Here is a 26100-nt window from a genome sequence, read left to right as displayed (position 1 = left end):
TGATATGGACATATATCATGCAATGACATATTTTCTTGAATGATAATGTAATAAAAAAGGGAAGATATAGAAATAACAGTAAGTGGAGAAAGGAATTTATCCATGAAGCACTTTTTCGCTATAATCCTTTGTTTAATAGGTGTATTCATTTGGATGAACATCGATGTGGAAATGGGGAAGGAAATGGCTAGTGAATATGAATTAGGACAAGTTCGATTAGGTGAATTTCAATTATATACGAACGGTGAAGAGTTATATAGAAAATTATTTGAGGATATAAACGATGCAGAAAAGTATATATATATCCATTTTTATATTGTAGGAAAAGATGAAATAAGCCAAGAGTTTTTACAGTTATTAGAGAAAAAAGCATCTAGCGGAGTAGAAGTGAAATTGTCAGTCGATCGGATAGGTGGATATAAGCTGAAGAAAAAGGTAATTAGCCGATTAAAGGAAAACGGTGTGAAGTTTACATTTAGTAAAAAACCGAAACTGAAAAATGTGTTCTATTCTTTGCATCAACGGAATCATAGACGTATTGTTACGATAGATGGAAAGGTATCATACGTCGGTGGCTTTAATATCGGAAAGGAGTACCTTGGACAAAATCCAAAGTTTGGGCCATGGCGTGATTATCACGTGCGTATCCATGGTGAGGGTGCAGCGGATATGGAAAGAAAGTTCGCCGAAGATTGGAAAGAAGATACAGGAGAAAAAATGCCTATACATGAAAGTATACCTACATTAGGGAATATAAAATATCAATATTTATTTTCAAATGGAAAAGGCTTATGGGAAAAGTATGGGGCACTTTTAAAAAAAGCTAAAAAGTCTTTAATTATCGCTACACCATATTTTGTACCAAGTAAAGAAATGGTGAAAGAGTTAAAAGCTGCATTAAATCGTGGTGTTAATGTGAAAATTCTCGTGCCATTTAAAAGTGATGCCATATTGTTAAAACAAGCTGCCTATCCATATTTGAAAGATATGTTACATGCTGGAGCGGAGATTTATCAATATCGAAATGGATTTTTTCATGGGAAAGTAACAATCATTGATGGAGAAATTGTTGATATTGGGACAGCGAATTTTGATAATAGAAGTTTTTATTTAAATTGCGAGTCTAACTGTATCATATATGATAAAACAGTTGTTGATGAAGTATGGAGTCGATTACAGGTAGACTTTCATAAATCAAAACGATTTTCTGAAGAAGATTTTGAGAAAATTAGTAGATGGGATTGGTTTTTAGCAAGAATAGCGAATGTTTTAGCATCATATTTATAGTATATGGACAAAAGAGAAGGGAGGCGCTTTAATGGACTGTATGAAAGAATTAATGAGATATAGTTATATGCTAATATACAAGGTTGGAGAGTATGCTGGAAAGGTCAGAGACGAAGAATTAAAAAATCTATTACAGCACCATTTACCATATATGTTACAAGCATATAATGAACAAGTAAATTTTCAAGAAGGAGAGAATGTGCAGCATATAACCTGTGAAACAACGGAGTTTGATTTGCATGAAATGGAAAAGGAAACAGTTAGTAAATATACAGGGGATATTCATATTGCAACCAGTTATATTGCGCACTTGAAACGATTAGCTTTAAAGTTTGCTCAAGTTGCAGTGGAAGTTGCTAATCCAGAGTTTCGCTCATTTTTGGAAAATTGTTTCCTGAAAATGAACCGTTACGCTTATAGTGTGTGGCAATATGTTATGAAGAAGGAATATAATATTACACATCTATATGAAAATGAAAAGTTTGCATGAGAAACTAAGGCGAAATGGTATGCGCCTTAGTTTTTTTACATCCATTGAGAGAAAAAACTAGTTTTATTGTGTATCGATTGGAAATGAAATAAAATCAGGTTTTGTTATCAGAAAATTTACAAAAATTTACCGTATATTTACTGTTTTTCAATCTCTCCTTTAAAAATAGAGAGTAATATGAGGTTGTACATATTCTATCACAAGGAGGAAACGCAAATGAACAAATGGGTTAAATCATTAACTGCTATGGCACTTGCAAGTTCTTTATTAATGGTAGGTTGTAGTAAAGGTGAGGACAAGAAGAAAGAAGACGACACAACAACACAACAAGAGGACAAAAAGGATAAAGAAACAAGCGGAACCGAGAAGTCTACTGATTCTAAAGAAAAGAAATAAAGTAATAATAAAGCTTCCTCTTATATATGAGGAAGTTTTTTTGTTGTAAATTGACTGAGATTATTGAAAAATAGAAAGAGAATGAAAGAGGGGGAAAACAAATGAAAGTATGTATATTGGGAGCAACAGGACGAGTAGGTTCAAACATAATTAATTTAGCATTAAAGGATTCAGCTGAAGTGACTGCATTAGCGCGTGATTTAAATAGAATAGAAATACAACATGAAAGGTTAAGAGTGATAGAAGGGAATGTATTGAACGAAAATGATATAAAGAAAGCGATAGAAGGAAGTGATATAGTAATTAGTGCACTTGGAACGGATCAAAATGGAACATTAGGGAAGAGTATGCCACAAATTATAAAGAAAATGGAAGAAGATGGGGTTCGTAGGATCATAACAATAGGAACAGCTGGTATTTTACAAGCAAGAACAGATCTAAATTTATATCGTTTTCAATCAACGGAATCAAAAAGGAAAACGACAACGGCAGCGGAAGATCATTTGGCTGCATATAAGGTACTAAGTAATAGTAATAATTTATGTTGGACAGTTGTTTGTCCGACACATTTAATAGATGGTGAGGCGACAGAGGTATATCGAACTGAAAAAGATATATTGCCAGAGGGTGGATCAAAAATTACAGTGGGTGATACAGCACACTTTGCATGGGATCTATGTAAGAAAAATATATATGAAAATAGTCGAGTAGGTATTGCATATTAAAAAACCATCCCGAAGTCGGGATGGTTAAAAGATGATATAACACAAGAAGATGATAATCATAATGATTTGGAGAATTGCTTTCGCTACTGTACTGCTTAAAAAACCAACTACAGTAGCGACTCCAACTAGAAAAGCATCTTTTGGCGATTTTTTATGTACTAGTTCTGTTATAAATACTGATAAGAACGGTATGATAATAAGTCCGAATGGTGGGAAGAAGAACGAGCCGACAATGATAGAAATCATTCCGACACGTTCACCCCATTTAGAACTACCGTATTTTTTTAAGAAATATCCATTTGCAATAAAATCAGCAACGAAAATGAAAAGAGTGAAAATGACTTGAATAATCCAAAAAGAAGTTGTTAATTCGCCTCCATTTATACCGAAATGGTAAATCAAATATCCAGCCCAGACAGCTAGTATGCTAGGGATAATTGGATAAATAAAGGCGAGAAATGAAACAACGAAACAGGCAATGATACAAATTGTTAATAAAACAGTCACTTTATAGCTCCTTTTTAATATCTAGTTTATGTACAGCAATTTTTTTGACTTGATGTCCATCAAGTTCTAATACTTTAAATTGAAAACCAGCATATTCAATGGAATAGCCAGCTTCAATATTTAAGTCAACTGCTTGAGAGAGAAGCCATCCTCCGATTGTATCTAAATCACTATCATCAATATGTAGGCCAAACATATCATTTACTTCAGAAATAAGCACCTTTCCATCTAAAACAGTAAGCTTAGGTGTACGCTTTTCAATCATAGGTGATTCATCAGCATCGAATTCATCTTGAATTTCTCCAATGATTTCTTCAAGAATATCTTCCATCGTTAAAAGTCCGGCAGTACCACCATATTCATCCATAACGATTGCCATCTGAACGCGATTTTTTTGAAGGTGGACTAACGTTTTACGAATTGGAACTGTTTCAAATACAGTTAGAACAGGATGTATATAAGATTCAAGTGGTTTATAAATACCTTTCGTTTGATCATGGAATACTTCTTTCGTATTGATCATTCCAATGATATCATCTTTATCTTTTTCAATGATTGGATAGCGTGTATATTTTTCAGTAGCGACGATATCCATATTTTCTTCTAACGTATTTTCAGTAGACAAGCAAATCATTTCGGTACGAGGAACCATAATTTCTTTCGCAACTCGATCATCAAATTCAAAAATGTTATTTACATATTTATATTCGGTTTGGTTTATTTCACCGCTTTTAAAACTTTCACCTAAAATGAGTCGCAATTCCTCTTCAGAATGAGCAAGTTCACTTTCCTTCGCAGGTTCTAATCCGAGTAGTTTTGTGAAAAATATAGCTGTACTATTGAGTAGCCAAATGAATGGATACATAATTTTATCAAATAAAATAAGCGGTCTTGCAAATTTGAGTGTGATTGCTTCTGCTTTTTGAATTGCGAAAGACTTTGGAACTAATTCACCTAATACAACGTGGAAAAATGTAATAACACTAAAAGCAATAACAAAAGATAAAGTGTTAGCCATTGTTCCAGTAATATTAATTTTTTCAAAGAGCGGTCGTAGTATATGTTCCACAGTCGGTTCACCAAGCCAACCAAGCCCTAAAGAAGTGATTGTAATTCCGAGCTGACAAGCTGATAAATAAACATCTAAATTAGATAGGACGCTTCTTGCAGCTAAAGCTTGTTTATTACCTTCATTTGCAAGTTGGTCAATTCGACTTTTTCGTACTTTTACAACAGCGAATTCTGATGCAACGAAAAAGCCAGAAATAAGAATAAGTACAAAGATGAGAAAAATATTTAATATGTCCAAGCGTGTTCTCCATTCCAAGGTTTGGAATAAAGATGTCACCTCCTGCAATTATGTTATACTTTTATAATAAATCCAAATGAAAAGAATAGTCAAAGGAAAAGGGTAAATATTGGTATGTTTCTGTAATAGTTTTTGAATTTGCTGTTATTTTGTCCGCTATACAAAAGGAATAACCCCCTACTTTTAGATTATAGAGGGTTATTTTAAATTAAGGTTTTGGAACACTTCTCGTTAAAGTGTATGACTGTTGCTTGGAGTAGTTTGTGGTCCATAGTGTTTGAAGGAAAGAAAGTATGCTATATGGGATATAGAGTAGTAATAAGCTGATTGTAACAATTATAGGTGAATTTCCGCCAAATTGAACGATAAATTGTAACAGTCCATTTGCATGAAAAACGCATTCCATAAAAACGAATGAAAGAATAATGGAACCTAAAATTGATTTATGATTTGAAGTAAGCGCTAAAAACAATGTGTCTACAAGAAAAGAATCATGTTTTATTTCATATTCATTTGTGTTTTTTAAGAAAGGAATCCATTTTTTTACTGCTTGCATAACGATAATCATGGAAGTACTACATACGATGATAAATGATGAGTAGTAAGGAAGGTTTATAAATTGTGCGATGTATAGAAGTAGTAATAAGACTGAACATTGTAATACTACAGTGCAAAAAGAGTAAGGTATCCATTTCAATACAGTAGTAAACTTTTTAAACGAGTTAGGTACCTTGAAAAATAAATGGCCGATACCCAAACTTATGAAAAATCCGATCGCAAGGGTAAAAGTAAAACGAACAATCGATATAAAATATATTTCCCATATGTAAGGGAATAATGGTGTTGAATGATTAGAAGTATGTATCATTTGGTTTGCTGAGAAAAAGATAGATTCATGCATCCAATCAACCTTTGGAATTGATATAGAAGAAAGCTGTGCGAAGTTTTGAAAAATGCTAATAAATCCATTTTGATAAGAGTAATTGTGTGTAATAAACAGAGCTGGAATAGGACTTATGGCAAAAATAAAAATAACACCAATTATAAATTTACATATATGTGAGCGTAATAAGGACATATAACCACCTACTCTTAGAATATTCAGAAAATTCTTATTCTTATTTTAGCTTTTTTTGAAAGAAGTTACAATATATTTTTCATTTAGTAATTCAGAGAGAAGATTTGATAGCAAAAATATACAAGTGAAGGATTCATGAATAAATTATGACAAGAAAATGAATAATTTTCAGAAAAATAAAATAAATTATTTATTTTTTTCTGAAAATATAATATAGTTATGGCACAGAAAGTATTTTAACATAAGGAGGCTTTTTATGAGGATTAAAGGGAATTACGTGCCGAAAAGGGAAGTTTTACTATGCTCAAGTTCGATTACGATTGGGGAAGCGTTAGAGCATTTAAATAAAACGGGGTATCGTTGTGTACCAGTTTTAGATGAAAAAAAAGAGAAATTTTTAGGGAATATATATAAAGTAGATATTTTAGAATATAAAGGATCACTTGATGAGAGTGTAATACAATTATTAAACGATAAAGAAGGATTTGTGAGAGAAGATTCATCTTTCTTTAAAGTATTTTTTACAATAAAAAAATTGCCTTATTTATCAGTAGTTGACGAAAAAGGGGTTTTCCTTGGAATTTTAACGCATAAAAAAGTTTTTGAGTTATTAGAGGATGCATGGGGCGTTCACTCTAGTAAATACTCTGTCATGATTGGAACGCAAGACTATAATGGAGCAATCCAAAAGTTATCGACAGTTTTAAAGAAATACACTGGTATTCAAAGTTTGATGACTTTTGATAATGATGCCTTATTAGTTCGTAGAATTATGTTTACATTAGGAGAAGAGTTTAACGACGGTGAATTAGAGACATTATTGAAAGATTTAGAAGATCACGGATTTAGAGTTGTGTATGTGGAAGAGATGAAAAATCCACGTGAAGTTGAAACGATAGAGTAACATACAAAAGCCATCTAAATTATATTAGATGGCTTTTGTATGTTACGTGTATAAAGTTATTTGAAAATAACGATTGAATAATAGGTGAGATTATAACAATATTTGTGTAAGAGAATAAAAAATGTAGATAATTTCGATTTTCAAAAAAATCAATTTGAAAATATGTTTTTATTTTGCAACTAAATATGTTACTATATGTGTGATAAAAACAAAGAGGTCTGACATCTACACTCCGCGTAATAACACTCTAATGATTTAAAAATTCAAAAAAATCAAAATTCAAAATAATAATTGTATTAATGATTAGAGTAAAAATAAGGGGAATGGAGAAATTATGGAGAAAGACACTGCTTTGTAAGGGGCATATTTTATCATCTTGAGCAGAGAGGAGGATGCATAGCATATTGTAAAATATAGAGATAAACAATGAAAAAGTGCTATGCAAATGAAGAGCATGAAGGGACGTTTAAGGCCAGGTGATACGGTAGCAATTGGTTTAATGCTATTTGCATTATTTTTAGGAGCAGGAAATTTAATTTTTCCGCCAGTTTTAGGTCAACAAGCAGGAGAGAATGTTTGGATTGCTACAATAGGATTCCTTGTAACGGGAGTCGGATTACCCCTACTAGCTGTAACAGCTGTCGCGTTTGTAGAGGGGGACTTGAAAGCGCTATCTTCTAGAGTCCACCCTATATTTGCGTTTATTTTCCCATTGATTAGTTATTTAGCAATTGGACCATTTTTCGCGATTCCTCGTACTGGAGCTGTTTCGTTTGAAATGGGTATGAAGCCGTTTTTATCAGAGGCAATGGTTTCAGAGTGGTACATGCTATTTCTTTTCACGATAGTTTTCTTCGGAATAACGTGGTATTTATCATTAAATCCATCTAAATTAGTGGATTGGTTCGGAAAGTTTCTTACACCATTATTAGTATTAATTGTCGCTGTTATTGTCGGAAAGGCAATTATTGATCCAATTGGAGAGCCAGCTGCGCCGTTAGCTGCTTACAAAGAAAATGCTTTCTTTGGTGGATTTATTCAAGGATATTTAACGATGGATGCAATTAGCGCGCTCGTATTCGGAATTGTCGTTGTACAAGTTATCCGCTCTAAAGGGATAAAAGAGAGTAGTCAAATTGCAAAAATAACAGTAGTATCAGGTATTATTGCTGTACTTGGTTTAACGTTAATTTATTTATCACTTGCTTATCTTGGTTCAACAAGTACATCACTTGGTATCTCAGAAAACGGTGGCCTTATTTTAACGAATGTTGTAAATGAGCTATATGGGACGAGTGGTAAAATTTTATTAGGGCTTGTTATTATACTCGCTTGTTTAACAACTTCTGTTGGGTTAACATCTGCGTGTGCAGGTTTCTTTACAAACTTATTCCCAAAACTTTCGCATAAAACGATTGTAACAATGGTATGTGTATTTAGTTTAATTGTATCTAACCTAGGTTTAACACAATTAATCGCAGTAACATTACCTGTGTTAATGATCATTTATCCAGTTGCAATCGTATTAATTGTACTTTCGTATTTCCATAAGTGGATTGGGAAGCGTAATACAATTTATATTGGAGCTATTTTAGGTGCATTGTTAATTAGTTTCTTTAACGGTTTAGAAAGTGCGAAAATTAAAATTGACGCGATTTCTAATGTACTACAAATGTTACCGTTATATAACGAAGGAATCGGATGGTTAATTCCATCATGTATTGGCGGGATTCTCGGTTTCTTCTTCTATAAATCAAATGAATCAAGTGAATTACAAAAGAAAGGTGCTTAAGCACCTTTCTTTTTTTGAAGGGGATTTTTGTATTTTGTCTAAGTAATAAGTGGGGGGGAATGATAAATGGCTAATTTTGAAGATTTTTTAAATTTGGATTTGAGAATTGGAACTGTAATACATGCAGAGGAATTTAAAGAAGCGAGAGTACCAGCGATTAAACTAGCAATAGATTTTGGAGAAATCGGGATAAAGCAGTCAAGTGCTCAAATTACGAAAAGGTATAGTCCAGAAGATTTAATCGGTCAACAAATCGTTGCTGTTGTAAACTTTCCACCAAAGCGTGTAGCTGGATTCAAATCAGAAGTACTTGTGCTTGGTGGTGTTCCTGAAGCTGATGATGTTGTGTTACTTCAGCCTAATATGGAATTGCCAAATGGAACAAAAATTAGCTAGGGTGAAGGTAGGGGCTAATATGGATATCGGACGAGAATATTTGCAATGTGCGATTTCGAACTTTAAAGCAACAAAGAAACAAGGGGAACGGGCACTTTCTCAATTATCATATGAACAAATACAATGGTCTTCTCATGAAGAAACAAATAGTATAGCGATTATTATTAAGCATCTGCACGGTAATATGCGTTCTAGATGGACGGATTTTTTAACGTCTGATGGTGAAAAAACAGATCGTAATCGAGATGGTGAATTTGAGGGATGCTATCATTCAAAAGAAGAAGCCCTTATAGCTTGGCAAGAAGGATGGAAATATGTTTTTAATACGATGAATACTTTAACGCCGGAACACTTATTGAAGACGGTATACATTCGCGGTGAAGCACATACTGTCATGCAAGCAATTGAAAGGCAAATTGCTCATTATGCATTGCATATTGGTCAGATTATTTACATTGGGAAGATGTTAAAAGAAAATGAGTGGGAATGTTTAAGTATTCCGAGAGGTCAGTCTGCGCGTTATGTAGAGAAAAAACGTTCAACATAATAATAAGAAAGAAACCGATAAAAAATAGGAAAAAAGAAAGTCAGCCAAATAATAGATGGTTCTGTAATCATAAGAATACTGCCAAAAATAAGTCCATATATAATAAGAAAGAAATTGAAAAGTGTATTCACAGGGAGAAATCGTGAGATAAACACTTGCTGTCGTTTAAAACAATCACTGTGAAATAAATAAAAGCGGAAGTACCATGTGGCTGTAATAAGGTCTTTCTTTCTCACAATTCTTTTTTTGCATGTATGACAGATAAATGGTGGTTGCATTTCATTACGCTCCATTTTTTATTTTCATAATAATGTGAGACAAAAGTAGGTACAAAGTGTATGTTCCTATATACGCTCCTGCAATAAGGAAAAATGGATTCAGTAAAATTCCATGAATGCTCGTCATGAAAACTAAATCTTGTATTAAAACATCGTATATATTAATGGAAATAATTGTACCAAGTACATATAGTGCCAAGTACGCAGAAATATGTAGCACAATAGAGATTTTTGGTTGCTTAGCGGACAAATAAAAAATGAATGATAGAGCGATTGGTAATATTCCTATTAATAGCTTCAATTCATTTCACCTCATTAACAATATAGCCGAAATTTTAACGGTCTATTCTCTAGGGCTTGTACATAACTTGAAATAGAGAGGTGATAGTATGAATCGGGGCTTTTTTTTTATGAAGTTTACAAATATGCGTAAGTTAGTTTTATTTGTTATTACTACAGTGCTAGCGACTTTTTTTCTTATTAGTCTGATGGTAACCTCTATGAAAGAGACAAAGTCAACGTATTTATATAATTGGTTAAATGAGTTATCGATGAATGGTTACATGTATGTACTTGGAAAAGAGAATCATTATTTTACACAGGAGTATCGAAATTTGAATCAAGATTTTTCAATTTCTTCTTTTCTCTTTTCTATGGCTACAAATATTCGCTTTAATGATGTACGCAGTTTTGTCGGGAAAGAGCTCCCGGGATTTGGTAAGTACGATACAGAAATTGTTATTGCGGGTGAGGGTACAAATTATTCTAACTTACCGATAGAGTCGAGTGTTCCTCTTGAAGAAGTAGTGAAGGAACGGACTAGTGGAACTGGACAAGCACCTAAACAAGATACGAATAAAGAGAAAAAACAGCCGTCCCAAACGACTGGGAAGAGACAAGTTGCGTTTATTTATCATACACATAGCTGGGAATCTTATTTACCTTTACTTAACTTAACGAATGACCCGAATCCGAATAAAGCAACGAGTTCTGTGTCGAATATTTCTATATTAGGAGATCGTTTCCGTGAACAACTAGAAGGTGAAGGGATTGGAGCTACTAACGATAAGAGTGATGTTGGTCAAAAGTTAATAAGTAAAGGTTTAAATAGTAATAGTTCGTATAAAATGTCACGGGAAATTGTGCAGCAAGCTATGGCTGGAAATAAAGATCTTCAATACTTTTTTGATTTGCATCGTGATAGTGCCCGAAAGAATGTAACGACAAAAACAATTGGAGATAAATCATATGCAAAGCTTGCATTTGTAGTAGGGAAAGGAAATAAAAACTATGAAAAAAACTTACAATTAGCGACAGCTTTACATGAGGCGATTAATAAGAAATATCCAGGAGTGAGCCGTGGGGTCATTCAAAAAGGGTTCCAGACAGGAAATGGAATCTATAATCAAGACCTATCAGGACAAGCGATATTAATAGAAGTTGGCGGTGTAGATAATACAGAGGAAGAATTGAATCGATCAATTGATGCACTTGCTAAAGCATTTGGTGAATATTTTTGGCAGGCAGAAAAAGTGAATGGATAAAGTGAAATTTAAATTGGTGAGAGACCTCACCTGATGAGGAGGAATTCACAGTATTTTTGAAAAAACGTAAGTGTAATGCTTGCGTTTTTTCTTTGTAATGATGAGACGTCACAGAATAGACATAATTTGTCGTTGTTATAGTAATATCGAAATTTGTCAATTTATAGCAGGAGATTTACAAAGGGATTTTCAGGAAAGTAGAGAAAATCTTTTTATAAGGAAAACTTTTTATTATGAAACTGGTAGGGTGATTGAAGTGATTAGGGAGATCGAAATAGAAGATGCATCATCATTTTTGCAATTAAGTAAGCAATTAGATGAAGAAACGAAGTTTATGTTATATGAACCAGGAGAAAGAAAAACTACAGCTGAGCAACAAGAAAAAATGATCCATCGCTTTATAGAAAATGAATATGCAACAATATTCGTAGCAGTTGAAGATGAGAGGATAGTAGGTTTTATATTAGTGAATGGAAATAACATTCAAAGAAAGAGGCATGTGGCAACCATTGTAATTGGTATTTTACAAGAGTATAACGGGCGAGGTATTGGGACGAGATTGTTTAAAGAGGTTGAGAAGTGGGCAAAATTACATGATGTATGGCGTTTAGAATTAACAGTAATGGCCCACAATACAAGAGCTCAGGCACTATATAAAAAAGCTGGATTTGAGAAAGAAGGTGTCAAAAAAGCTGCTCTTATTATCGATGGAAAGGGCATCGATGAGTATGAAATGGCCAAATTATTAAAATAAGAGGTCGTTATATGAAAAAAAGATGGGCACTACTTGGTATTGTAGCTGCAATAATTATTATTGGAGTAGCAGGAATCAATTATAAAATGTATAAGGATAAGCAGGCGCGGGAAGTAAGTGTAAATAGCATATTTCCGAAAGCGAAAGAAACGATTGCTAATATGGATGGGGATATTGCGGTAATTAATAATCCGAATTCAATGCTTGTACTTGTAAATAAAAGTAGGCGTTTACCAGATGGGTATAGACCGCCAGATTTAGTTATTCCGAAAGTGCGCTACTCTAGTGAAGGTGATCAAGAAAAGAAAAAGATGAGAAAAGAGGCTGCGAGGGCGCTTGAGGATATGTTTCAGCAGGCTGACAACGAGCGTATTTTTCTTTTTGCAGTTTCTGGATTTAGATCTTTTGATCGACAAAAAGCATTAAATACGATGTATAAAAAACAAGACGGGGAAGCAAAAACAGCAATGTCTAGCGCGGTTCCTGGCACAAGTGAGCATCAAACTGGACTAGCTATGGATATTACGTCTCAATCTGCTAAATTTCAGTTAGAGACAGTTTTTGGGGAAACGAAAGAAGGTCAGTGGCTTTCTGAAAATGCCCATAAATTTGGTTTTGTTGTTCGATACACAAAAGCGAAAGAAACAATTACGGGCTATCGGTATGAACCATGGCACGTAAGGTATGTGGGAAATCCACAAGCTACATATTTGTATGATAATCAACTGACGCTTGAAGAAGTAACAGAGTGAACAATTGAGGGGAGAGACGTACAATGACGATGTTATATAAGAAAAAAGTACATGCATATATTACAAGAGAACAAGAGGGGGTTATGCAATTACTTGTTTTTAAACATCGTGATATATATGAAGCTGGTATTCAAGTGCCAGGGGGAACGGTTGATGAAGGTGAAACGTTAGAAGCTGCTATATTGCGTGAAGTACAGGAAGAATCCGGATTGCGTCATTTATGCATAGAGCGTTTTTTAGCAGATTACATTATACATATGAAAGAAAAACAGGAGTATGAAAAACGCCACTTTTTCCATGTAACTTTACTAACAGATGTAAAGGATACTTGGGAACATATTGTAAGTGCTGGTGAGGAAGATAAAGGATTGGTATTTTGCTACGAATGGGTTGATATTGCAAAATGCCCTGAATTAGCTGGGAAACAAGGTGAGTTTTTACATTTGTTAGATGAAGTATACGCACAGTAATGTAAGAGTCTGAAGCGAAGTTTAATCCGTTTCAGACTTTTTTTATTTTTCGGGAAATTAAAGGTGTTTAAATAAGGATATTGAATTTCTTTAAAGGGATATTAATTAAGCTAGCTTATGCTTTTGAACAAGCGACAAAGCATAGAAAGATCCCCAACTTATCATGAATAGAATAAACAAAGAGGACAGGAATCTCTGTCCTCTTTGTTTTAGTGCTTAAAGTGAAATATCGTTCTGTTCTGTCTTATGATACTTTAATAAACTAAAAGATAAACACGCGGAACATAAAATAAGAATAGAAGCGATGATATAAATTGTACGAACACCGAACATATCAGTAATAATGCCAATGCTAAGCATAGATAGTCCAGAGGCTGTTGAAAGAAGTGCGCCATGTGCTGTATGCATTTTGGATAATAAAGCAGGGGCGACACTTGATTGTAAAACAGTCGTTTGGGAAATATCTCTAATTTGATAACATGGTCCCATTAGAACACATAGAAAAAGCGCAATAAATCCGCTGCTTGTCATACCGTATAAAAATGTAAGAATACTAAACATAAGAGAGCCAATCGACATAGATCGTATTAAATTGTTTTGAATATAGGAACTCATTTTCCATGCTAATAGACCACCGATTAACGTGCCAACATAATAACTTGTATTAATATATCCCCACCATTCTTCGCCCTTATGAAGGATAGTCGTAACGTATGCCATCGTAATAGCACCAATCCATATTGTCCCTGCGAAAGTTTCGATTAAGTCCATATATGTAACGGTACGGAGAGAAGGATTTTGAAATAGGAGTTTCCAACCTTCCAATAAAACAGTACTTTTGGAAGAGGGAGAATCTGCTATTCTTTCAGTATGTATGGAACGTAATGAAAAATGTAATGCAATGCATCCGAAAATCATTAAAATGTTATTAATCATGAGTGTAGAAGTAGCGCCAATGAGAAGAACGACAATACTCGTAAATGAATAAGCAACGGCTTGCACAATTTGTGTTGAAAAGGAAAAGATACTATTTACTTTTACTAATTTTTCTTTCGGTGTAAGGCGCGGGAGAATACCGTATAATAACGGAGCACTCCACCCACTACATAATGAAATGACAAAAATAAAAGTTAATAGAGCTATAATGTTTGTGGATAAGACCGGGAACAAAATCATTAATAATAGTAAAAAGACTGTTTTCAGCCATTGGAGCGTATATAACAGCGTATAAGATGGAAAACGATTTATTATAAGTGGTGCAGAGATGTTAGCAATTAGATTTGTGATAACTTGTAATAATGGAAAAAGAGCAGTAATAGTAGCTGATTTAGTTGCTATATAAATATGAGTTGTAATAATCATTACATATACGATGTCAGCGAGAGTAATGCATATTTTGGAACCTAAATAGTAGATTAGTGACAGGTTTCTCAATAAGATTATCACCTCTATAAAAAATAGTATTTAGTAATTAGAATAATTGTAATTTAAAAATTAAAATTTTTAAAGAATTTAATTTTTTGTCACTTTTTGAAAGGGATTTTCATGTATAATGAAGAATATATTGATATAGTATTATATTAATAATCATTGTAACAGTGAGTATGTACAATAGCTTGTAGCAAACGCCCAAGTGTAAGAAAGGGCGGATAAACCATTCTTTTCTTCATATACATATAGAAAATGAGAAAGAAAGTGAGGGTTGCATATGGCTGCTTGGGTAATTTGGTTTATAATAGCTGGTATTTTATTTATCGCAGAAATGTTGTCGATTACATTTTACATGCTTTGGCTTGGAATTGGAGCTGTTGTCGGAGGTCTTATTGCTTTGTTTGCTCCTGATGCACTACTGTTACAAGTTACTGTTGGTGCAATTGTAAGTTTAACTTTGACATTTTTTACGAAAAGAATTTCCAAAAACTTTCGAGAGGCAAAAGGTTTTACTGATACAGTAGATATGCTTGTTGGTAAAAAAGGGATTGTTATGCAAGCGATTACAAATGAAGCGAATGGTATTGTGAAGGTGGATGGAGATACTTGGACAGCTATTGCAGATTCTTCAATTGATGCTGGAGAAAAAGTCGTTGTTATAAAGAGGCATAGTACTATATTACAAGTAAAAAAGGAGAGTGAATAAATATGGTAGCATTAACGTTAACGATTATATTCGCGCTAATTGTAGTTACATTTATCGCATTAACAATTAAAATTATTCCTCAGCAAAAAGTTGGGGTTGTTGAAAGATTTGGTAAGTTTCAACGTATCATGCACCCAGGGTTAAATATTTTAATACCAATTGTAGATCGTGTTCGTGTATATCATGACTTACGTATTCAACAAACGAATGTACCACCGCAAAAGGTAATTACGAAAGATAATGTTCAAGTAGAAATTGATACAATTATTTTCTATCAAATTGTTGAACCAGAACTTGCGACATATGGTATTTCAAACTATGAATATGGTGTTCGTAATATTACTTCAGCAACGATGCGTCAAATCATCGGTAAAATGGAACTGGATGAAACGTTATCTGGTCGTGAAAAAATTTCAACAGAAATCCGCTTAGCGCTTGATGAAGCAACAGAAAAATGGGGCGTACGTATTGAACGTGTCGAAGTTGTTGATATTAACCCGCCAAAAGATGTGCAAGCATCAATGGAAAAACAAATGAAGGCTGAGCGTAATAAACGTGCGATTATTTTAGAAGCTGAAGCAGCAAAACAAGATAAAGTCCTTCGCGCTGAAGGGGAAAAGCAAAGTAAAATCTTGATGGCTGAAGGGGATAAAGAAGCGCGTATTCGCGAAGCTGAAGGTATAAAAGAAGCAAAAGAATTAGAAGCACAAGGGGAAGCACGAGCAATTGAAGAAATTGCAAAAGCAGAACAAAATCGTATTGAATTGCTTCGTGAAGCGAATTTGGATGAGCGTATACTTGCTTACAAATCATTTGAATCATTAGCTGAAGTTGCAAAAGGACCAGCAAATAAAGTCTTTATTCCGTCTAATGCAATTGAAACACTTGGTACTCTTGGGGCAATTGGAGAAATATTTAAAGAAAAACAAGCGAAGAAACTACCTTCAAATGATACAGGAAAAGAACAATAAAAGTGAGGAAGAGAAATGGGATACCATTTCTCTTTTTTTGCGTATATTCCGAAAAGCTTGTACATATCCATGTATAAAGAAGGTGATGCAGTGAAAAAGTATGCAACTCGAATACATGGGAAGAAACTGATTTCGTTACTCCTTTTATATGCGCTAATAGTAATTATGATAGCGTCGATTTTGACGTCATTTTTACATACAATGAAATCGAATTATGCAAATCAATGGTTTGGAAAAGTATCGATGCAAGGTTTTGTTCAAATGATAGAAAGTGAGAATCGCTATTACGGATTTGATTATTTTAAGAAGAATAAAAGAGAGTCAGTTGGGAATTTAATGTTCTCTATCGCGACAGATTTGAAAATTAAAGATTTAAGAACATTCGTCGGTAAAGAAGTACCTGGTATGTCAAAGTATTATTCTAATATTATCGTAGCTGGGGAAGGGACAAACTTGACGAATATCCCAAATGAATCTAGTGTACCGATTGAAGAAGTAACGAAAGAACGGGAAATAGCAAAAGATAAAGTTACAGAAGCGGAAAAGAATAATCCGGTTCAGAAAAAGAACGGAGCGAAAAAAGGTGAAAGTGCAGTATATATTTATCATACACATAGCTGGGAATCCTTCTTTCCATTATTACCAGGGGCAACTGATCCATCTAGCCCAGATGTAAATGTGTCTTTACTAGGGAAACGTATGAAAGAGCAACTTGAAGGACAAGGAATTCCGGTAGTTCATGATAAAACGAATATGGGTGATTTATTAGCGAGTAAAAAGTGGGTATGGTATCAGTCATATAAAGCGTCTCATGAATATGTAAAAGAAGCATTAGCACAAAATAATAAAATTGCGTTTCCGATTGATATACACCGTGACGATCAGCGTAAGAAAGTAACAACAAAAGTAATTAACGGAAAATCGTATGCAAGATTATATTTTATAATTGGGATGGAAAATGAAGGCCGTGCTGAAAATGAAAAAATTGCAAGAGCGATCAATAGTTATTTAGATGAAAACTATTACGGATTAAGTAGAGGGATTTTTCCAAAGTATAAAAAAGATGGAAATGGCGTTTATAACCAAGATTTATCGAAAAATGCGATGTTAATTGAAGTTGGTGGTGTTGATAATACGTTAGATGAATTATATAACACAATTGATGTGTTAACAGAAGCGTTTAGTAAATATTATTGGAATGATGCGGAAAAAGTGAATGGATAAGGGACGGGAGACCGTTCCTTTTTTATTTTGGAATCTTAAAATGTGATATAATGGAATTTTATGAATGTTAAATAAAGGGAGAGAGGAACATGCAAATACTACTAATACGCCACGGAGAATCAGAAGCTGATATTTTACATGTGCATGAAGGTCGAGCTGATTTTGAGTTAACTGACAAAGGGAGACAACAAGTACAAAGACTTGTACAGAAAGTGAAAAAAGATTTTTCACCAGATTTCATTTGGGCAAGCACATTAAAACGCGCTCGTGAAACGGGTGAAACATTAGCAGAAGCAATTGGTTGTCCAATTCAATTAGAAGAGGAATTAATGGAGTTTAATAATGGAGTGCAAGCAGGCTTATCATTTGAAGAAGCAAAGAAATATCCAGAGCCAAAGTTTCTTCATGACCGTTTTGAAAACGGAGAATCGTTTATTGAGTTTCGAATGAGAATAGAAGGAATCTTTTCTAAAATCGTGACAGAGAATACATATGACCGAATTGCAATTGTTGCCCATGGAGGCGTAATTAATAGTCTATTACGTGCATTTTTCAAAATGCCAATTTCAATGGACTACTATTTCAAAATGGGAGATACGGGAATAAGTTTAATTGAAATTGAGGGTGAACAAAAAACGGTGCATTTCATTAATGATACGAATCATTTGGACGGGATGTAAAGACTTATGTACAAAGTTGTATTTTTCGATGTTGACGGTACGTTATTAAGTGAGATTGATAGAAGCATGCACGAAAGTACAAAAGAAGCGGTACGAAGGTTAATAGATAAAGGAATTCACGTAGTTATTACAACTGGAAGACCGTATAGTTTATGCTCACAATTTAAGGAACTAGGTATAAATACGTTTATTTCAGCAAATGGTGCACATATAAAATGTGGGGAAGAAGTTATACATAAATCAGTACTTTCAAGCGAAATCGTTCATGATATTTCAAATTTTGCTGAATTACATGGTCACAGTGTTTCTTACTTTACAGAAGAATTTGCAATGAATAATATTGCTTCCAAAGATGAACGTGTCATGCGAGCGTTAAATGAAACCTTAAATTTAGAGCAGTATCCTGACAAAGTTAGAAACTTATCAGATGAGATGTATTGCATATGTCTGTATGCTGATGATACAGAAGCTCAAAAATTCATTGAAAGATATCCAGCACTTACGTTTGAGCGTTTTCATGGTTACGTTATAAATGTATTGGAAGATAGTAAAGTATCGAAGCTAACTGCAATTCAAAAAGTATTGGAACATTTAAATATTAGTAAATCAGAAGCCATTGCTTTTGGCGATGGTGGAAATGATATTGAGATGTTGCAGTATGTAGGATTAGGAGTTGCGATGGGAAATGGTGGAGAGGAGTTGAAGAGAAGGGCTGATTTCCTTACAACGAAGGCGAGTGAAGGCGGAATTTCTTATGCCTTAAAGAAGTTGCGCATTATTTAAAACTAATAGTTAGTCAGTGTGAAAAATCCTGTTTTAATAATGGCTTTTGTTAATATGTATACTGTTTTAGGGAATTATTTGAGCTCTCCTACTTACAATTTAACTGCAGAACAAATCCTTTATTTTCGCTTAGCAGGGCTGTTTGGTATGTTGCTGTCACCACTTGCAGGTCTTTTAACAAAGAGGTTTGAAGTAAGGAAAGTTCTTCAAGGAGGATTGTTGATTGCTATTTTTAGTCTAAGTTCAATGGGCTTTGTTTCGGATCTATCTCTACTTGTAATGATGAGTGTCTGTTTTGTAATAGGTATTGCTATATCCGTTCCGTCTTTAGTTTCTCTTGGAGGTCAATTAGGAGGGAAAGCAAGGGGAATAGCAGTATCTATTTATACTTTTATTTTATTTTTAGGTACTAGTATAGGACCTATCATTTCTATTTATCTTATGAAAATAGGAGGTTATGCTCAAACATTTATTTTATTAGGAATGATACTTTTTATTGGTTTTGTAGCTAATTAATGAATGAGTGGAAAATCACTCAAATAAAGGAATGCGAGGATCTTTCATATGCTCGCATAATAAAATATGAATTTGTCCACGATGATGATAAAAGTGTGCAACGATTTCAACTAACCATTCAAAGCGCGAATAAGAAATACCCCAATAGGCAGTCATAACTTCTGCTAATTCTATTTGGGAGTAGGAAAGAAATGTTTTAGAGAGAAGGTTGTATCCTTCAATCATCGTTTGTTGCATGTGAGCAACTGTTACGGGCGTATGTTCTATATAAAAGGTATGTAATTCTTTTTCTGAAATACCATTTAAAATGAGTAAATCAGCATGACAAATAAGAGAAAGATGTGCATACATTTCAAATAATGATCGTTTTGAGTGAATGGGTTGTATTTTTAAATCGTTTTCACTATATTGGTTAAGCATATAAATAGAAGTATCAATAGCAACTTTTAGTTGATGCAATGCAGATTGAACAAACATTGTAATTCTCCTCGTCTCCGTATATAATAGTTTCTTGAGGATATTATATCATACTCAAAATTCCGAAAATTCTAGTAGTTTGACTAGCATAATGAAAAGTATTATATTGTAAAAGGTCATATGAAACGTGAAATAGAATGGAATGCAATTATTGAGTTAGGAGTTAGACCAATGAGTTTGAAATATGGAAGAGATACAATTGTAGAAATTGACTTAAATGCTGTAAAACATAATGTAAAAGAATTTAAAAAACATGTAAATGATGAAGAAATTAAGATGATGGCTGCTGTAAAAGCGAATGGGTATGGCCATGGGGCAGTTGAAGTTGCCAAAGCTGCAATTGAAGCTGGGATACACCAACTTGCAGTTGCATTTGTAGATGAAGCAATAGAATTAAGAGAAGCAGGAATTACTGTGCCGATTTTAATTTTAGGATACACACCAGTAGCGGCTGTAGAAGATGTAATTCAATATGACGTTATGATGACTGTTTATAGAGTAGAAGATTTACATGGTATAAATGAAATTGCAAACCGTCTTCAAAAGAAAGTACAAATTCAAGTGAAAATTGATACAGGAATGAGTCGTATCGGTTTACAAGAAGAAGAAGTTAAACCATTTTTAGAAGAATTAAACCGTATGGAGTATGTAGAGGTAGTAGGGATATTTACGCATTACTCTACGGCAGATGAAATCGATAAATCATATACGAATATGCAAACAAGTTTATTTGAAAAGGCTGTTAATACAGCGAAAGAATTAGGAATTCAAATACCATATATTCATAGTTCAAATAGTGCGGGATCAATGGAATTAAGTAACACATTTCAAAATATGGTACGCGTTGGAATAGGAGTGTACGGTATGTATCCATCAAAAGAAGTGGATCATTCAGTCGTTTCTTTACAGCCTGCGTTGTCGTTAAAATCAAAAGTAGCTCATATTAAACATGCGAAGAAGAATCGTGGTGTAAGTTATGGGAATACGTATGTAACAACTGGTGAAGAATGGATTGCGACTGTACCAATTGGTTATGCTGATGGTTATAATCGTCAATTATCTAATAAAGGCTATGCGTTAATTAACGGGGTTCGAGTACCTGTTATTGGCCGTGTTTGTATGGATCAGTTAATGTTGGATGTTTCAAAAGCGATGCCAGTACAAGTAGGAGACGAAGTAGTATTCTACGGTAAACAAGGTGAAGAAAATATCGCAGTAGAAGAAATAGCGGATATGTTAGGTACAATAAACTATGAAGTTACATGTATGCTAGATAGAAGAATTCCGCGTGTCTATAAAGAAAATGACGAAATAACTGCAGTTGTAAATATATTAAGAAAAAACTGAATCATTTCGATTCAGTTTTTTTATTCATATCAAATGCGAATATACCCTCGTTATGTAATACGGAGTAAACTTTGTGAAACACACTTTTTAGTTCATCTAAATTAAGCTATCACCGGCAGAGATGACCAGTCCCGCAACAAAAATCTAATATACGAGAGTAGGGAAGAGCATCTTGTAAAACGAGGCTGGATAGGAGTATTCAACAAAATGTCCCCAATGTTTATTATAGATGTCTGCTAAAATATCATAATTAGAATAAATTGTTTTTTTAACATATGTATTCACCTAAAAATTCATTAAATTATAATAGTCATGCCTCGTTTTAATTTCAAAACCACATTGCGTATATAGTTTTAAAGCGTGGATATTTTTCGTTTCGACGTCTAACTCAATTGTTGAAACTCCTTCTGTAATAAGGGTATGTACTATATTACAAAGAATATCTTTTCCGTATCCTTTACCTTGATAAGAAGGATGAACGGCGAATCCTGATAGTGTAGTAGATTGCTCTTGTTTAGAAACTGTAATTGTTCCTATCACTTTTCCAGCAATAAGGGCACTGTAAACTTGATGGGAAGATGAATTCATCATTTTTTGTAACCATGTAGCCGTATTTTCTACTGAATCACCAAAAGCTTTACTAGAAATTTCAATAAGATCAAGAAGTGATTCTGAAGGTGCAAGAGTAAGCTGTATATTATTATCTGTTGTTTTTTGAATTTCGTTTGTTTTGAACTCCATACTATATTCACTATATAAATATGGTAACTTCATATGTTTTACAAATTCATTCCCAGAAATAGAATCCCCATTAATAATAAGAAGAGCTTCATCTGTCTCTCTATTTTCTATTTCTTTTATTGCAGTTTGTAAAAGGATAGTTCCGAAACGTTGTTTTCTAAAATGAGGATGTACAAAGCCTATTAGTTCAAGCTTTGTTGGTCTTTCGAAATCATACATATTTAAAGCGCCAATTAATTGAGTACCGTTATAAAGAAGAAAAACGTTTATATAATCTTCATTTCGATTTTTTAAAAAGTTGATATGTAAATCTGAAGAGTAATCAAGGTTATCTTGTTGTCCGCAAATATAAGCTAAATCCTTCATTTGCTGTATTTCACTTTCTGTTACAGAACGCTTTTTCTGAATATCCATTGTATACTCCCTCTCATTCGTATTTAAAAATAGGATGGGTGACTTAACCATTTCTTTAATTCCACATTACCTTGCACAGATAACAGTCGGTATAAATAACGATAAGGCTGTCTATATTCTTCTAAGTGAGGAATAGACATAATTGTTTCGTAACCACTTTTAAAGGCATGTACTTCTTTTTCGGTAAGTACATATTCTAGTCCGATAAAATCAAGCTCTCGCGGAGCAACAGCGTAAGCTTCAGTATCTACTAAACCCGTAATAGTTGTACCGTCAGATAAAAATTGAGTAGGATCCATATCAATTAAGACGAGTGTAGATTCCTTTGGTACGGACAGGGAAGAAAGTTGTGATTCAAAGGTAGGGAATGCATTTTTTATGCTTTCATCATCGGAATAAAACATATTCACAAGCTCTTTACTCACGTTTAAAATATGTGATTGGAATTCATCTAGTGGAACTTGGAACGTGCCTGACGGATTTCCTATGAAATCGGCTTTAAATTTATGTATTTCTGCAAGTCCTTTTCCTAGGCTGAATAAAATAGAATCTGGTTGCTCGATAAAAGATTGAACTGTGTTACCTACTAATTTTTCGACCACCACAAATTCACGGCTATTTAAAACATGTTTTTCTAATATTGTTGGGATAGGAAGATTCGTATGTTCTTGCAGCAATGTATGTACAGTTTCTAAATGATGGACGTTCCTTGGATCAATTCCAAATAGATTTTTACATCCCCACCAAAAATCATTATTTGGTTCTTCATTCATTTTAGAAGCACGAACGATAACTTCTGTATCTTCTGTTTGAACGAGAAAAACATCACTTGCATGATCTTCATAACCTGGGTGCAAGGCTTGAACGGATAGAATAGGTGAATTGAATAGTTGTTGTAACATGAAAAGACTCATTTTTCTGTAAATTCCATAAATTCATTATATAACAGATGATGTGTTATGAGGATAAAGATAAAAAGATAGACAGCATACTTACATTTATAGTGAAAACTCATTAAAAATATTATATTTCTCTATTTTTGTATGAATTGTCTAAAAATAATGGTGGTAATACTTGAATGTAAGACTCATATCTTTAAATCTATGAAGAGTAAAAGTAAAATTAAGCATTCATTTATAAGATTGTGAATCACAATAATGTAGACTATAGAAAATATTTCTCAATAATAAAATGAAGAGAAAAGCATGAAGAAGTAGAATGCATTCATTTATAATAGACTTAAATTAATTAATATAATTAATTGTTAATTTTATTATATTAATTGGATAGGAGAGAATGTTATGGCAAATGTACTCGTAATAAATTTTCCTGGGGAAGGTCATATTAATCCGACTTTAGCTGTTGTAAGTGAGTTAATTCAGCGAGGGGAAACAGTTGTTTCTTATTGTATTGAAGATTATAGAAAGAAGGTTGAAGCAACAGGTGCGGAATTCCGAGTGTTTGAGAATTTTCTCTCTCAAATTAATATTATGGAACGAGTAAATGAAGGTGGGAGCCCTTTGACGATGCTATCTCATATGATTGAAGCATCAGAGCGTATTGTTACTCAAATTGTAGAAGAAACAAAAGAGGAAAAATATGATTATTTAATATATGATAATCATTTTCCAGTAGGACGTATTATAGCGAATATTTTACAATTACCAAGCGTTTCATCCTGTACAACGTTTGCTGTTAATCAGTACATTAATTTTCATGATGGGCAAGAATCGAGACAAGTAGATGAAATGGATCCATTATATCAATCTTGTTTAGCGGGAATGGAAAGATGGAATAAGCAGTATGGAATGAAATGTAATAGTATGTATGATATTATGAACCATCCTGGTGATATTACGATTGTATATACTTCAAAAGAATATCAGCCGCGTTCAGAGGTATTTGATGAATCGTATAAATTTGTAGGTCCATCAATTGCTACTCGAAAAGAAGTGGGGAGTTTTCCTGCCGAAGATTTAAAAAATGAAAAAGTGATTTTCATTTCTATGGGAACAGTTTTTAATGAACAACCAGCTCTGTATGAAAAATGTTTTGAAGCGTTTAAAGATGTTGATGCGACAGTCGTATTAGTCGTTGGTAAGAAGATAAATATAAGTCAATTTGAAAATATCCCGAAAAACTTTAAGTTGTATAATTATGTCCCGCAATTAGAAGTTTTACAGCATGCTGATGTATTCGTGACACATGGTGGTATGAATAGTTCGAGTGAAGCGTTATATTATGGTGTTCCATTAGTTGTAATTCCGGTAACAGGAGATCAGCCATTCGTTGCAAAACAATTGACTGAAGTAGGGGCAGGCATAAGACTTAATCGCAACGAGTTAACTTCTGAATTGTTACGTGAGACTGTAAAGAAAGTAATGGATGATGTGACGTTTAAGGAGAATAGTCGTAAAGTGGGAGAGTCGCTTAGAAATGCCGGTGGATATCAAAGGGCAGTTGAGGAAATATTCAAATTAAAAATGAAGCCGTACGTAAAGATTAAATAGATGTTAAAAACACACTTACTTTTAATTTGTAAGTGTGTTTTTAGTATTACGCGTTACATGTGTTACATAAAAATAGCGATAAAGGAGAAACTTTTGTGTATATAAATCGATACCTTTGAATTAGTAGTAAAATTACGTTAAAATAATACTAAGAAAATATATAAGTTTTGGGGGTAATGAATGAAGAAAGTATTTGAATACGTATTATTAACAATTGGCTCAATTATAGTAGCAGGTTCATTAGAGCTTATTTTAGCACCTAATGGATTAGTAGATGGCGGGGTAACGGCTATTGCTATTATGGCAAATAAAGTCGCAGGATTGCCGCTTTATGGTGTGTTCTTAGGAATTAATATCCCAATTTTATTATTTACTGCAAAAGTAATGGGAAAGAAATTTTTTATCCGTACATCTTATGCGAATGTAGTTACAACACTCGGATTAATTTATTTAAAACCATTTCCAGCAATTACGACTTCTGAGTTATTAATTGTACTTTATGGTGGAGTACTGTTTGGAATTGGTGTTGGGATTGTTGTTAAAATGGGTGGAGCAATTGACGGTTCGGAAATGTTAGCAGTTTGGATGAATAAACACTTTAATGTACCGATTAGTACATTTTTACTTGCAGTAAATGCAGTTATTTTCATCTTTGTTGCCATTTTATTTTCAATCGAACAAGCGATGTTCTCATTAGCAATTTTCTATATTGTTACGAAGATGATTGATTTTATATTAGATGGTATTAATCAAGGTAAGAGCGTTATGATTATTTCTGGTAAGAATAAAGAAATAGGCGATTTACTTATGAAAGAATTGCAACTATCTGTTACGTATCTACATGGAGAAGGTGGTTTTTTAGGGGAGCATAAGAGAATCATTTATTGCATTACAAACCGATTCATTTATCCGAAAATGAAAGATCTCGTTCTCTCTGTAGATCCAGCCGCTATAATCGAAGCTTCCTATTCAACAGAAACGACTGGTGTGAAACGTCCGGGAAGGAAAGCTAGGTCAGGTGAATAACTAGAAGAAGGCTGTCCAAAAAGTTATTTTGGAACAGCCTTCTTT

The 26100-nt window shown here is 33.6% G+C and carries 29 protein-coding genes and 2 pseudogenes; 21 read left to right on the top strand and 10 right to left on the bottom strand.

The window, feature by feature from the left end; genetic code table 11:
• Nucleotides 1-102 precede the first annotated feature (102 nt).
• From cls to MKY38_RS12050, 4 genes are all read left to right on the top strand, one after another.
• Entirely contained in the window at nucleotides 103-1287 is a 1185-nt protein-coding gene (gene cls / locus MKY38_RS12065) for a cardiolipin synthase (RefSeq protein WP_341049105.1), read from the top strand.
• A gap of 31 nt (nucleotides 1288-1318) precedes the next feature.
• Nucleotides 1319-1777 (top strand): spore coat protein, encoded by a 459-nt coding sequence (locus MKY38_RS12060; protein ID WP_098607330.1) that lies wholly within the window; start codon nucleotides 1319-1321, stop codon nucleotides 1775-1777.
• A 216-nt stretch (nucleotides 1778-1993) separates the two neighbouring features.
• Nucleotides 1994-2173, top strand: a complete 180-nt coding sequence (locus MKY38_RS12055; protein ID WP_001045960.1) for a hypothetical protein — start codon at nucleotides 1994-1996, stop codon at nucleotides 2171-2173.
• 101 nt (nucleotides 2174-2274) lie between these two features.
• Nucleotides 2275-2898: an NAD(P)-dependent oxidoreductase gene (locus MKY38_RS12050; RefSeq protein ID WP_341049103.1), complete on the top strand. Its 624-nt coding sequence runs from the start codon at nucleotides 2275-2277 to the stop codon at nucleotides 2896-2898.
• Between the two features lie 24 nt (nucleotides 2899-2922).
• On the opposite strand, the gene MKY38_RS12045 is transcribed toward MKY38_RS12050, so the two are convergent.
• From MKY38_RS12045 to MKY38_RS12035, 3 genes are all read right to left on the bottom strand, one after another.
• A complete protein-coding gene (locus MKY38_RS12045) occupies nucleotides 2923-3405 on the bottom strand; it encodes a DUF456 domain-containing protein (RefSeq protein ID WP_069604218.1) in 483 nt (160 codons plus the stop codon).
• Nucleotide 3406: 1 nt separating this feature from the next.
• Nucleotides 3407-4714 carry a hemolysin family protein gene (locus MKY38_RS12040; protein WP_341049102.1) on the bottom strand — a complete coding sequence of 436 codons (1308 nt, stop codon included), beginning with the start codon at nucleotides 4712-4714 and terminating at the stop codon, nucleotides 3407-3409.
• A 208-nt stretch (nucleotides 4715-4922) separates the two neighbouring features.
• On the bottom strand, nucleotides 4923-5792 hold the full coding sequence (locus MKY38_RS12035) for a hypothetical protein (protein ID WP_065223564.1): 870 nt from the start codon (nucleotides 5790-5792) through the stop codon (nucleotides 4923-4925).
• A gap of 256 nt (nucleotides 5793-6048) precedes the next feature.
• Between MKY38_RS12035 and cbpA the strand changes: the two genes are divergently transcribed.
• From cbpA to MKY38_RS12015, 4 genes are all read left to right on the top strand, one after another.
• Nucleotides 6049-6696, top strand: coding sequence for a cyclic di-AMP binding protein CbpA (gene cbpA, locus MKY38_RS12030; protein ID WP_001220526.1), 648 nt, complete (start codon nucleotides 6049-6051; stop codon nucleotides 6694-6696).
• Nucleotides 6697-7150: 454 nt separating this feature from the next.
• Nucleotides 7151-8488, top strand: a complete 1338-nt coding sequence (gene brnQ4, locus MKY38_RS12025; RefSeq protein WP_011110049.1) for a branched-chain amino acid transport system II carrier protein BrnQ4 — start codon at nucleotides 7151-7153, stop codon at nucleotides 8486-8488.
• A 66-nt stretch (nucleotides 8489-8554) separates the two neighbouring features.
• Complete coding sequence (csaA, locus tag MKY38_RS12020; protein WP_001263015.1) at nucleotides 8555-8884, top strand: chaperone CsaA; 330 nt, start codon at nucleotides 8555-8557, stop codon at nucleotides 8882-8884.
• Nucleotides 8865-9431, top strand: a complete 567-nt coding sequence (locus tag MKY38_RS12015; RefSeq protein WP_065223566.1) for a DUF1572 domain-containing protein — start codon at nucleotides 8865-8867, stop codon at nucleotides 9429-9431. The genes csaA and MKY38_RS12015 overlap by 20 nt, the downstream gene beginning before the upstream one ends.
• On the opposite strand, the gene MKY38_RS12010 is transcribed toward MKY38_RS12015, so the two are convergent.
• Both MKY38_RS12010 and MKY38_RS12005 read right to left on the bottom strand, forming a co-directional pair.
• The gene (locus MKY38_RS12010; RefSeq protein ID WP_002164560.1) at nucleotides 9404-9709 is read right to left on the bottom strand and encodes a hypothetical protein; all 306 of its coding nucleotides are present in this window, start codon (nucleotides 9707-9709) and stop codon (nucleotides 9404-9406) included. The two genes, MKY38_RS12015 and MKY38_RS12010, sit on opposite strands and share 28 nt — an antisense overlap.
• Nucleotides 9710-9713: 4 nt before the next feature.
• Nucleotides 9714-10010, bottom strand: coding sequence for a hypothetical protein (locus MKY38_RS12005; RefSeq protein ID WP_000770738.1), 297 nt, complete (start codon nucleotides 10008-10010; stop codon nucleotides 9714-9716).
• An 88-nt stretch (nucleotides 10011-10098) separates the two neighbouring features.
• On the opposite strand from MKY38_RS12005, the gene spoIIP (MKY38_RS12000) reads away from it, so the two are divergent.
• The 4 genes from spoIIP (MKY38_RS12000) (at nucleotide 10099) to MKY38_RS11985 (ending at nucleotide 13229) form a co-directional block, all read left to right on the top strand.
• Complete coding sequence (spoIIP, locus tag MKY38_RS12000; protein WP_001079278.1) at nucleotides 10099-11253, top strand: stage II sporulation protein P; 1155 nt, start codon at nucleotides 10099-10101, stop codon at nucleotides 11251-11253.
• A gap of 256 nt (nucleotides 11254-11509) precedes the next feature.
• Nucleotides 11510-12007 carry a GNAT family N-acetyltransferase gene (locus tag MKY38_RS11995; RefSeq protein WP_000617576.1) on the top strand — a complete coding sequence of 166 codons (498 nt, stop codon included), beginning with the start codon at nucleotides 11510-11512 and terminating at the stop codon, nucleotides 12005-12007.
• Nucleotides 12008-12018: 11 nt separating this feature from the next.
• Complete coding sequence (locus MKY38_RS11990) at nucleotides 12019-12759, top strand: M15 family metallopeptidase (RefSeq protein ID WP_000747647.1); 741 nt, start codon at nucleotides 12019-12021, stop codon at nucleotides 12757-12759.
• Nucleotides 12760-12782: 23 nt separating this feature from the next.
• The gene (locus tag MKY38_RS11985; RefSeq protein ID WP_070179248.1) at nucleotides 12783-13229 is read left to right on the top strand and encodes an NUDIX hydrolase; all 447 of its coding nucleotides are present in this window, start codon (nucleotides 12783-12785) and stop codon (nucleotides 13227-13229) included.
• Nucleotides 13230-13445: 216 nt separating this feature from the next.
• On the opposite strand, the gene MKY38_RS11980 is transcribed toward MKY38_RS11985, so the two are convergent.
• Nucleotides 13446-14663, bottom strand: coding sequence for an MFS transporter (locus tag MKY38_RS11980; protein ID WP_070180065.1), 1218 nt, complete (start codon nucleotides 14661-14663; stop codon nucleotides 13446-13448).
• 274 nt (nucleotides 14664-14937) lie between these two features.
• Between MKY38_RS11980 and MKY38_RS11975 the strand changes: the two genes are divergently transcribed.
• The 6 genes and pseudogenes from MKY38_RS11975 to MKY38_RS11950 form a co-directional block, all read left to right on the top strand.
• Nucleotides 14938-15366: an NfeD family protein gene (locus tag MKY38_RS11975; protein WP_000741974.1), complete on the top strand. Its 429-nt coding sequence runs from the start codon at nucleotides 14938-14940 to the stop codon at nucleotides 15364-15366.
• A 2-nt stretch (nucleotides 15367-15368) separates the two neighbouring features.
• A complete protein-coding gene (locus tag MKY38_RS11970; protein WP_000226252.1) occupies nucleotides 15369-16337 on the top strand; it encodes an SPFH domain-containing protein in 969 nt (322 codons plus the stop codon).
• Between the two features lie 15 nt (nucleotides 16338-16352).
• Nucleotides 16353-17561 carry a stage II sporulation protein P gene (gene spoIIP / locus MKY38_RS11965; protein WP_306418678.1) on the top strand — a complete coding sequence of 403 codons (1209 nt, stop codon included), beginning with the start codon at nucleotides 16353-16355 and terminating at the stop codon, nucleotides 17559-17561.
• Between the two features lie 89 nt (nucleotides 17562-17650).
• Nucleotides 17651-18241: a histidine phosphatase family protein gene (locus MKY38_RS11960; protein WP_341049100.1), complete on the top strand. Its 591-nt coding sequence runs from the start codon at nucleotides 17651-17653 to the stop codon at nucleotides 18239-18241.
• Between the two features lie 6 nt (nucleotides 18242-18247).
• Entirely contained in the window at nucleotides 18248-19024 is a 777-nt protein-coding gene (locus MKY38_RS11955; protein ID WP_341049098.1) for a Cof-type HAD-IIB family hydrolase, read from the top strand.
• 30 nt (nucleotides 19025-19054) lie between these two features.
• Nucleotides 19055-19540, top strand: a pseudogene (locus MKY38_RS11950) (MFS transporter); the annotation flags it as partial.
• A gap of 15 nt (nucleotides 19541-19555) precedes the next feature.
• Here MKY38_RS11950 and MKY38_RS11945 read toward each other — a convergent pair.
• Nucleotides 19556-20017, bottom strand: a complete 462-nt coding sequence (locus tag MKY38_RS11945) for a DinB family protein (protein ID WP_078384712.1) — start codon at nucleotides 20015-20017, stop codon at nucleotides 19556-19558.
• Between the two features lie 171 nt (nucleotides 20018-20188).
• On the opposite strand from MKY38_RS11945, the gene alr reads away from it, so the two are divergent.
• Nucleotides 20189-21364: an alanine racemase gene (alr, locus tag MKY38_RS11940; RefSeq protein WP_341050302.1), complete on the top strand. Its 1176-nt coding sequence runs from the start codon at nucleotides 20189-20191 to the stop codon at nucleotides 21362-21364.
• Nucleotides 21365-21386: 22 nt separating this feature from the next.
• Here alr and MKY38_RS11935 read toward each other — a convergent pair.
• From MKY38_RS11935 to MKY38_RS11925, 3 genes and pseudogenes are all read right to left on the bottom strand, one after another.
• Nucleotides 21387-21649 (bottom strand): annotated as a pseudogene (locus MKY38_RS11935) (class I SAM-dependent methyltransferase); the annotation flags it as partial.
• Nucleotides 21650-22519 carry a GNAT family N-acetyltransferase gene (locus MKY38_RS11930; RefSeq protein WP_341049095.1) on the bottom strand — a complete coding sequence of 290 codons (870 nt, stop codon included), beginning with the start codon at nucleotides 22517-22519 and terminating at the stop codon, nucleotides 21650-21652.
• A gap of 23 nt (nucleotides 22520-22542) precedes the next feature.
• A complete protein-coding gene (locus tag MKY38_RS11925) occupies nucleotides 22543-23421 on the bottom strand; it encodes a nitrate reductase (RefSeq protein WP_078439280.1) in 879 nt (292 codons plus the stop codon).
• A 399-nt stretch (nucleotides 23422-23820) separates the two neighbouring features.
• On the opposite strand from MKY38_RS11925, the gene MKY38_RS11920 reads away from it, so the two are divergent.
• Both MKY38_RS11920 and MKY38_RS11915 read left to right on the top strand, forming a co-directional pair.
• Entirely contained in the window at nucleotides 23821-25029 is a 1209-nt protein-coding gene (locus MKY38_RS11920) for a macrolide family glycosyltransferase (RefSeq protein ID WP_341049094.1), read from the top strand.
• Between the two features lie 180 nt (nucleotides 25030-25209).
• Nucleotides 25210-26055, top strand: coding sequence for a YitT family protein (locus MKY38_RS11915; protein WP_000755125.1), 846 nt, complete (start codon nucleotides 25210-25212; stop codon nucleotides 26053-26055).
• Nucleotides 26056-26100 lie beyond the last annotated feature (45 nt).

It is taken from the genome of Bacillus sp. FSL R5-0585 (genome assembly GCF_038004545.1).
Classification (GTDB): domain Bacteria; phylum Bacillota; class Bacilli; order Bacillales; family Bacillaceae_G; genus Bacillus_A; species Bacillus_A cereus.
This window is presented reverse-complemented; position numbering and strand designations above follow the sequence as displayed.

Coding starts and splice junctions, on each gene's coding strand:
- MKY38_RS11945 (WP_078384712.1), bottom strand. CDS start 20,017: ATGTTTGTTCAATCTGCATTGCATCAACTAAAAGTTGCTATTGATACT.
- csaA (WP_001263015.1), top strand. CDS start 8,555: ATGGCTAATTTTGAAGATTTTTTAAATTTGGATTTGAGAATTGGAACT.
- MKY38_RS12015 (WP_065223566.1), top strand. CDS start 8,865: ATGGAACAAAAATTAGCTAGGGTGAAGGTAGGGGCTAATATGGATATC.
- brnQ4 (WP_011110049.1), top strand. CDS start 7,151: ATGAAGGGACGTTTAAGGCCAGGTGATACGGTAGCAATTGGTTTAATG.
- MKY38_RS11930 (WP_341049095.1), bottom strand. CDS start 22,519: ATGGATATTCAGAAAAAGCGTTCTGTAACAGAAAGTGAAATACAGCAA.
- cbpA (WP_001220526.1), top strand. CDS start 6,049: ATGAGGATTAAAGGGAATTACGTGCCGAAAAGGGAAGTTTTACTATGC.
- MKY38_RS12055 (WP_001045960.1), top strand. CDS start 1,994: ATGAACAAATGGGTTAAATCATTAACTGCTATGGCACTTGCAAGTTCT.
- MKY38_RS12010 (WP_002164560.1), bottom strand. CDS start 9,709: ATGCAACCACCATTTATCTGTCATACATGCAAAAAAAGAATTGTGAGA.
- spoIIP (WP_001079278.1), top strand. CDS start 10,099: ATGAATCGGGGCTTTTTTTTTATGAAGTTTACAAATATGCGTAAGTTA.
- cls (WP_341049105.1), top strand. CDS start 103: ATGAAGCACTTTTTCGCTATAATCCTTTGTTTAATAGGTGTATTCATT.
- spoIIP (WP_306418678.1), top strand. CDS start 16,353: ATGGGATACCATTTCTCTTTTTTTGCGTATATTCCGAAAAGCTTGTAC.
- MKY38_RS11990 (WP_000747647.1), top strand. CDS start 12,019: ATGAAAAAAAGATGGGCACTACTTGGTATTGTAGCTGCAATAATTATT.
- MKY38_RS11915 (WP_000755125.1), top strand. CDS start 25,210: ATGAAGAAAGTATTTGAATACGTATTATTAACAATTGGCTCAATTATA.
- alr (WP_341050302.1), top strand. CDS start 20,189: ATGAGTTTGAAATATGGAAGAGATACAATTGTAGAAATTGACTTAAAT.
- MKY38_RS11985 (WP_070179248.1), top strand. CDS start 12,783: ATGACGATGTTATATAAGAAAAAAGTACATGCATATATTACAAGAGAA.
- MKY38_RS11925 (WP_078439280.1), bottom strand. CDS start 23,421: ATGTTACAACAACTATTCAATTCACCTATTCTATCCGTTCAAGCCTTG.
- MKY38_RS12060 (WP_098607330.1), top strand. CDS start 1,319: ATGGACTGTATGAAAGAATTAATGAGATATAGTTATATGCTAATATAC.
- MKY38_RS11920 (WP_341049094.1), top strand. CDS start 23,821: ATGGCAAATGTACTCGTAATAAATTTTCCTGGGGAAGGTCATATTAAT.
- MKY38_RS12050 (WP_341049103.1), top strand. CDS start 2,275: ATGAAAGTATGTATATTGGGAGCAACAGGACGAGTAGGTTCAAACATA.
- MKY38_RS11960 (WP_341049100.1), top strand. CDS start 17,651: ATGCAAATACTACTAATACGCCACGGAGAATCAGAAGCTGATATTTTA.
- MKY38_RS11975 (WP_000741974.1), top strand. CDS start 14,938: ATGGCTGCTTGGGTAATTTGGTTTATAATAGCTGGTATTTTATTTATC.
- MKY38_RS12035 (WP_065223564.1), bottom strand. CDS start 5,792: ATGTCCTTATTACGCTCACATATATGTAAATTTATAATTGGTGTTATT.
- MKY38_RS11955 (WP_341049098.1), top strand. CDS start 18,248: ATGTACAAAGTTGTATTTTTCGATGTTGACGGTACGTTATTAAGTGAG.
- MKY38_RS11970 (WP_000226252.1), top strand. CDS start 15,369: ATGGTAGCATTAACGTTAACGATTATATTCGCGCTAATTGTAGTTACA.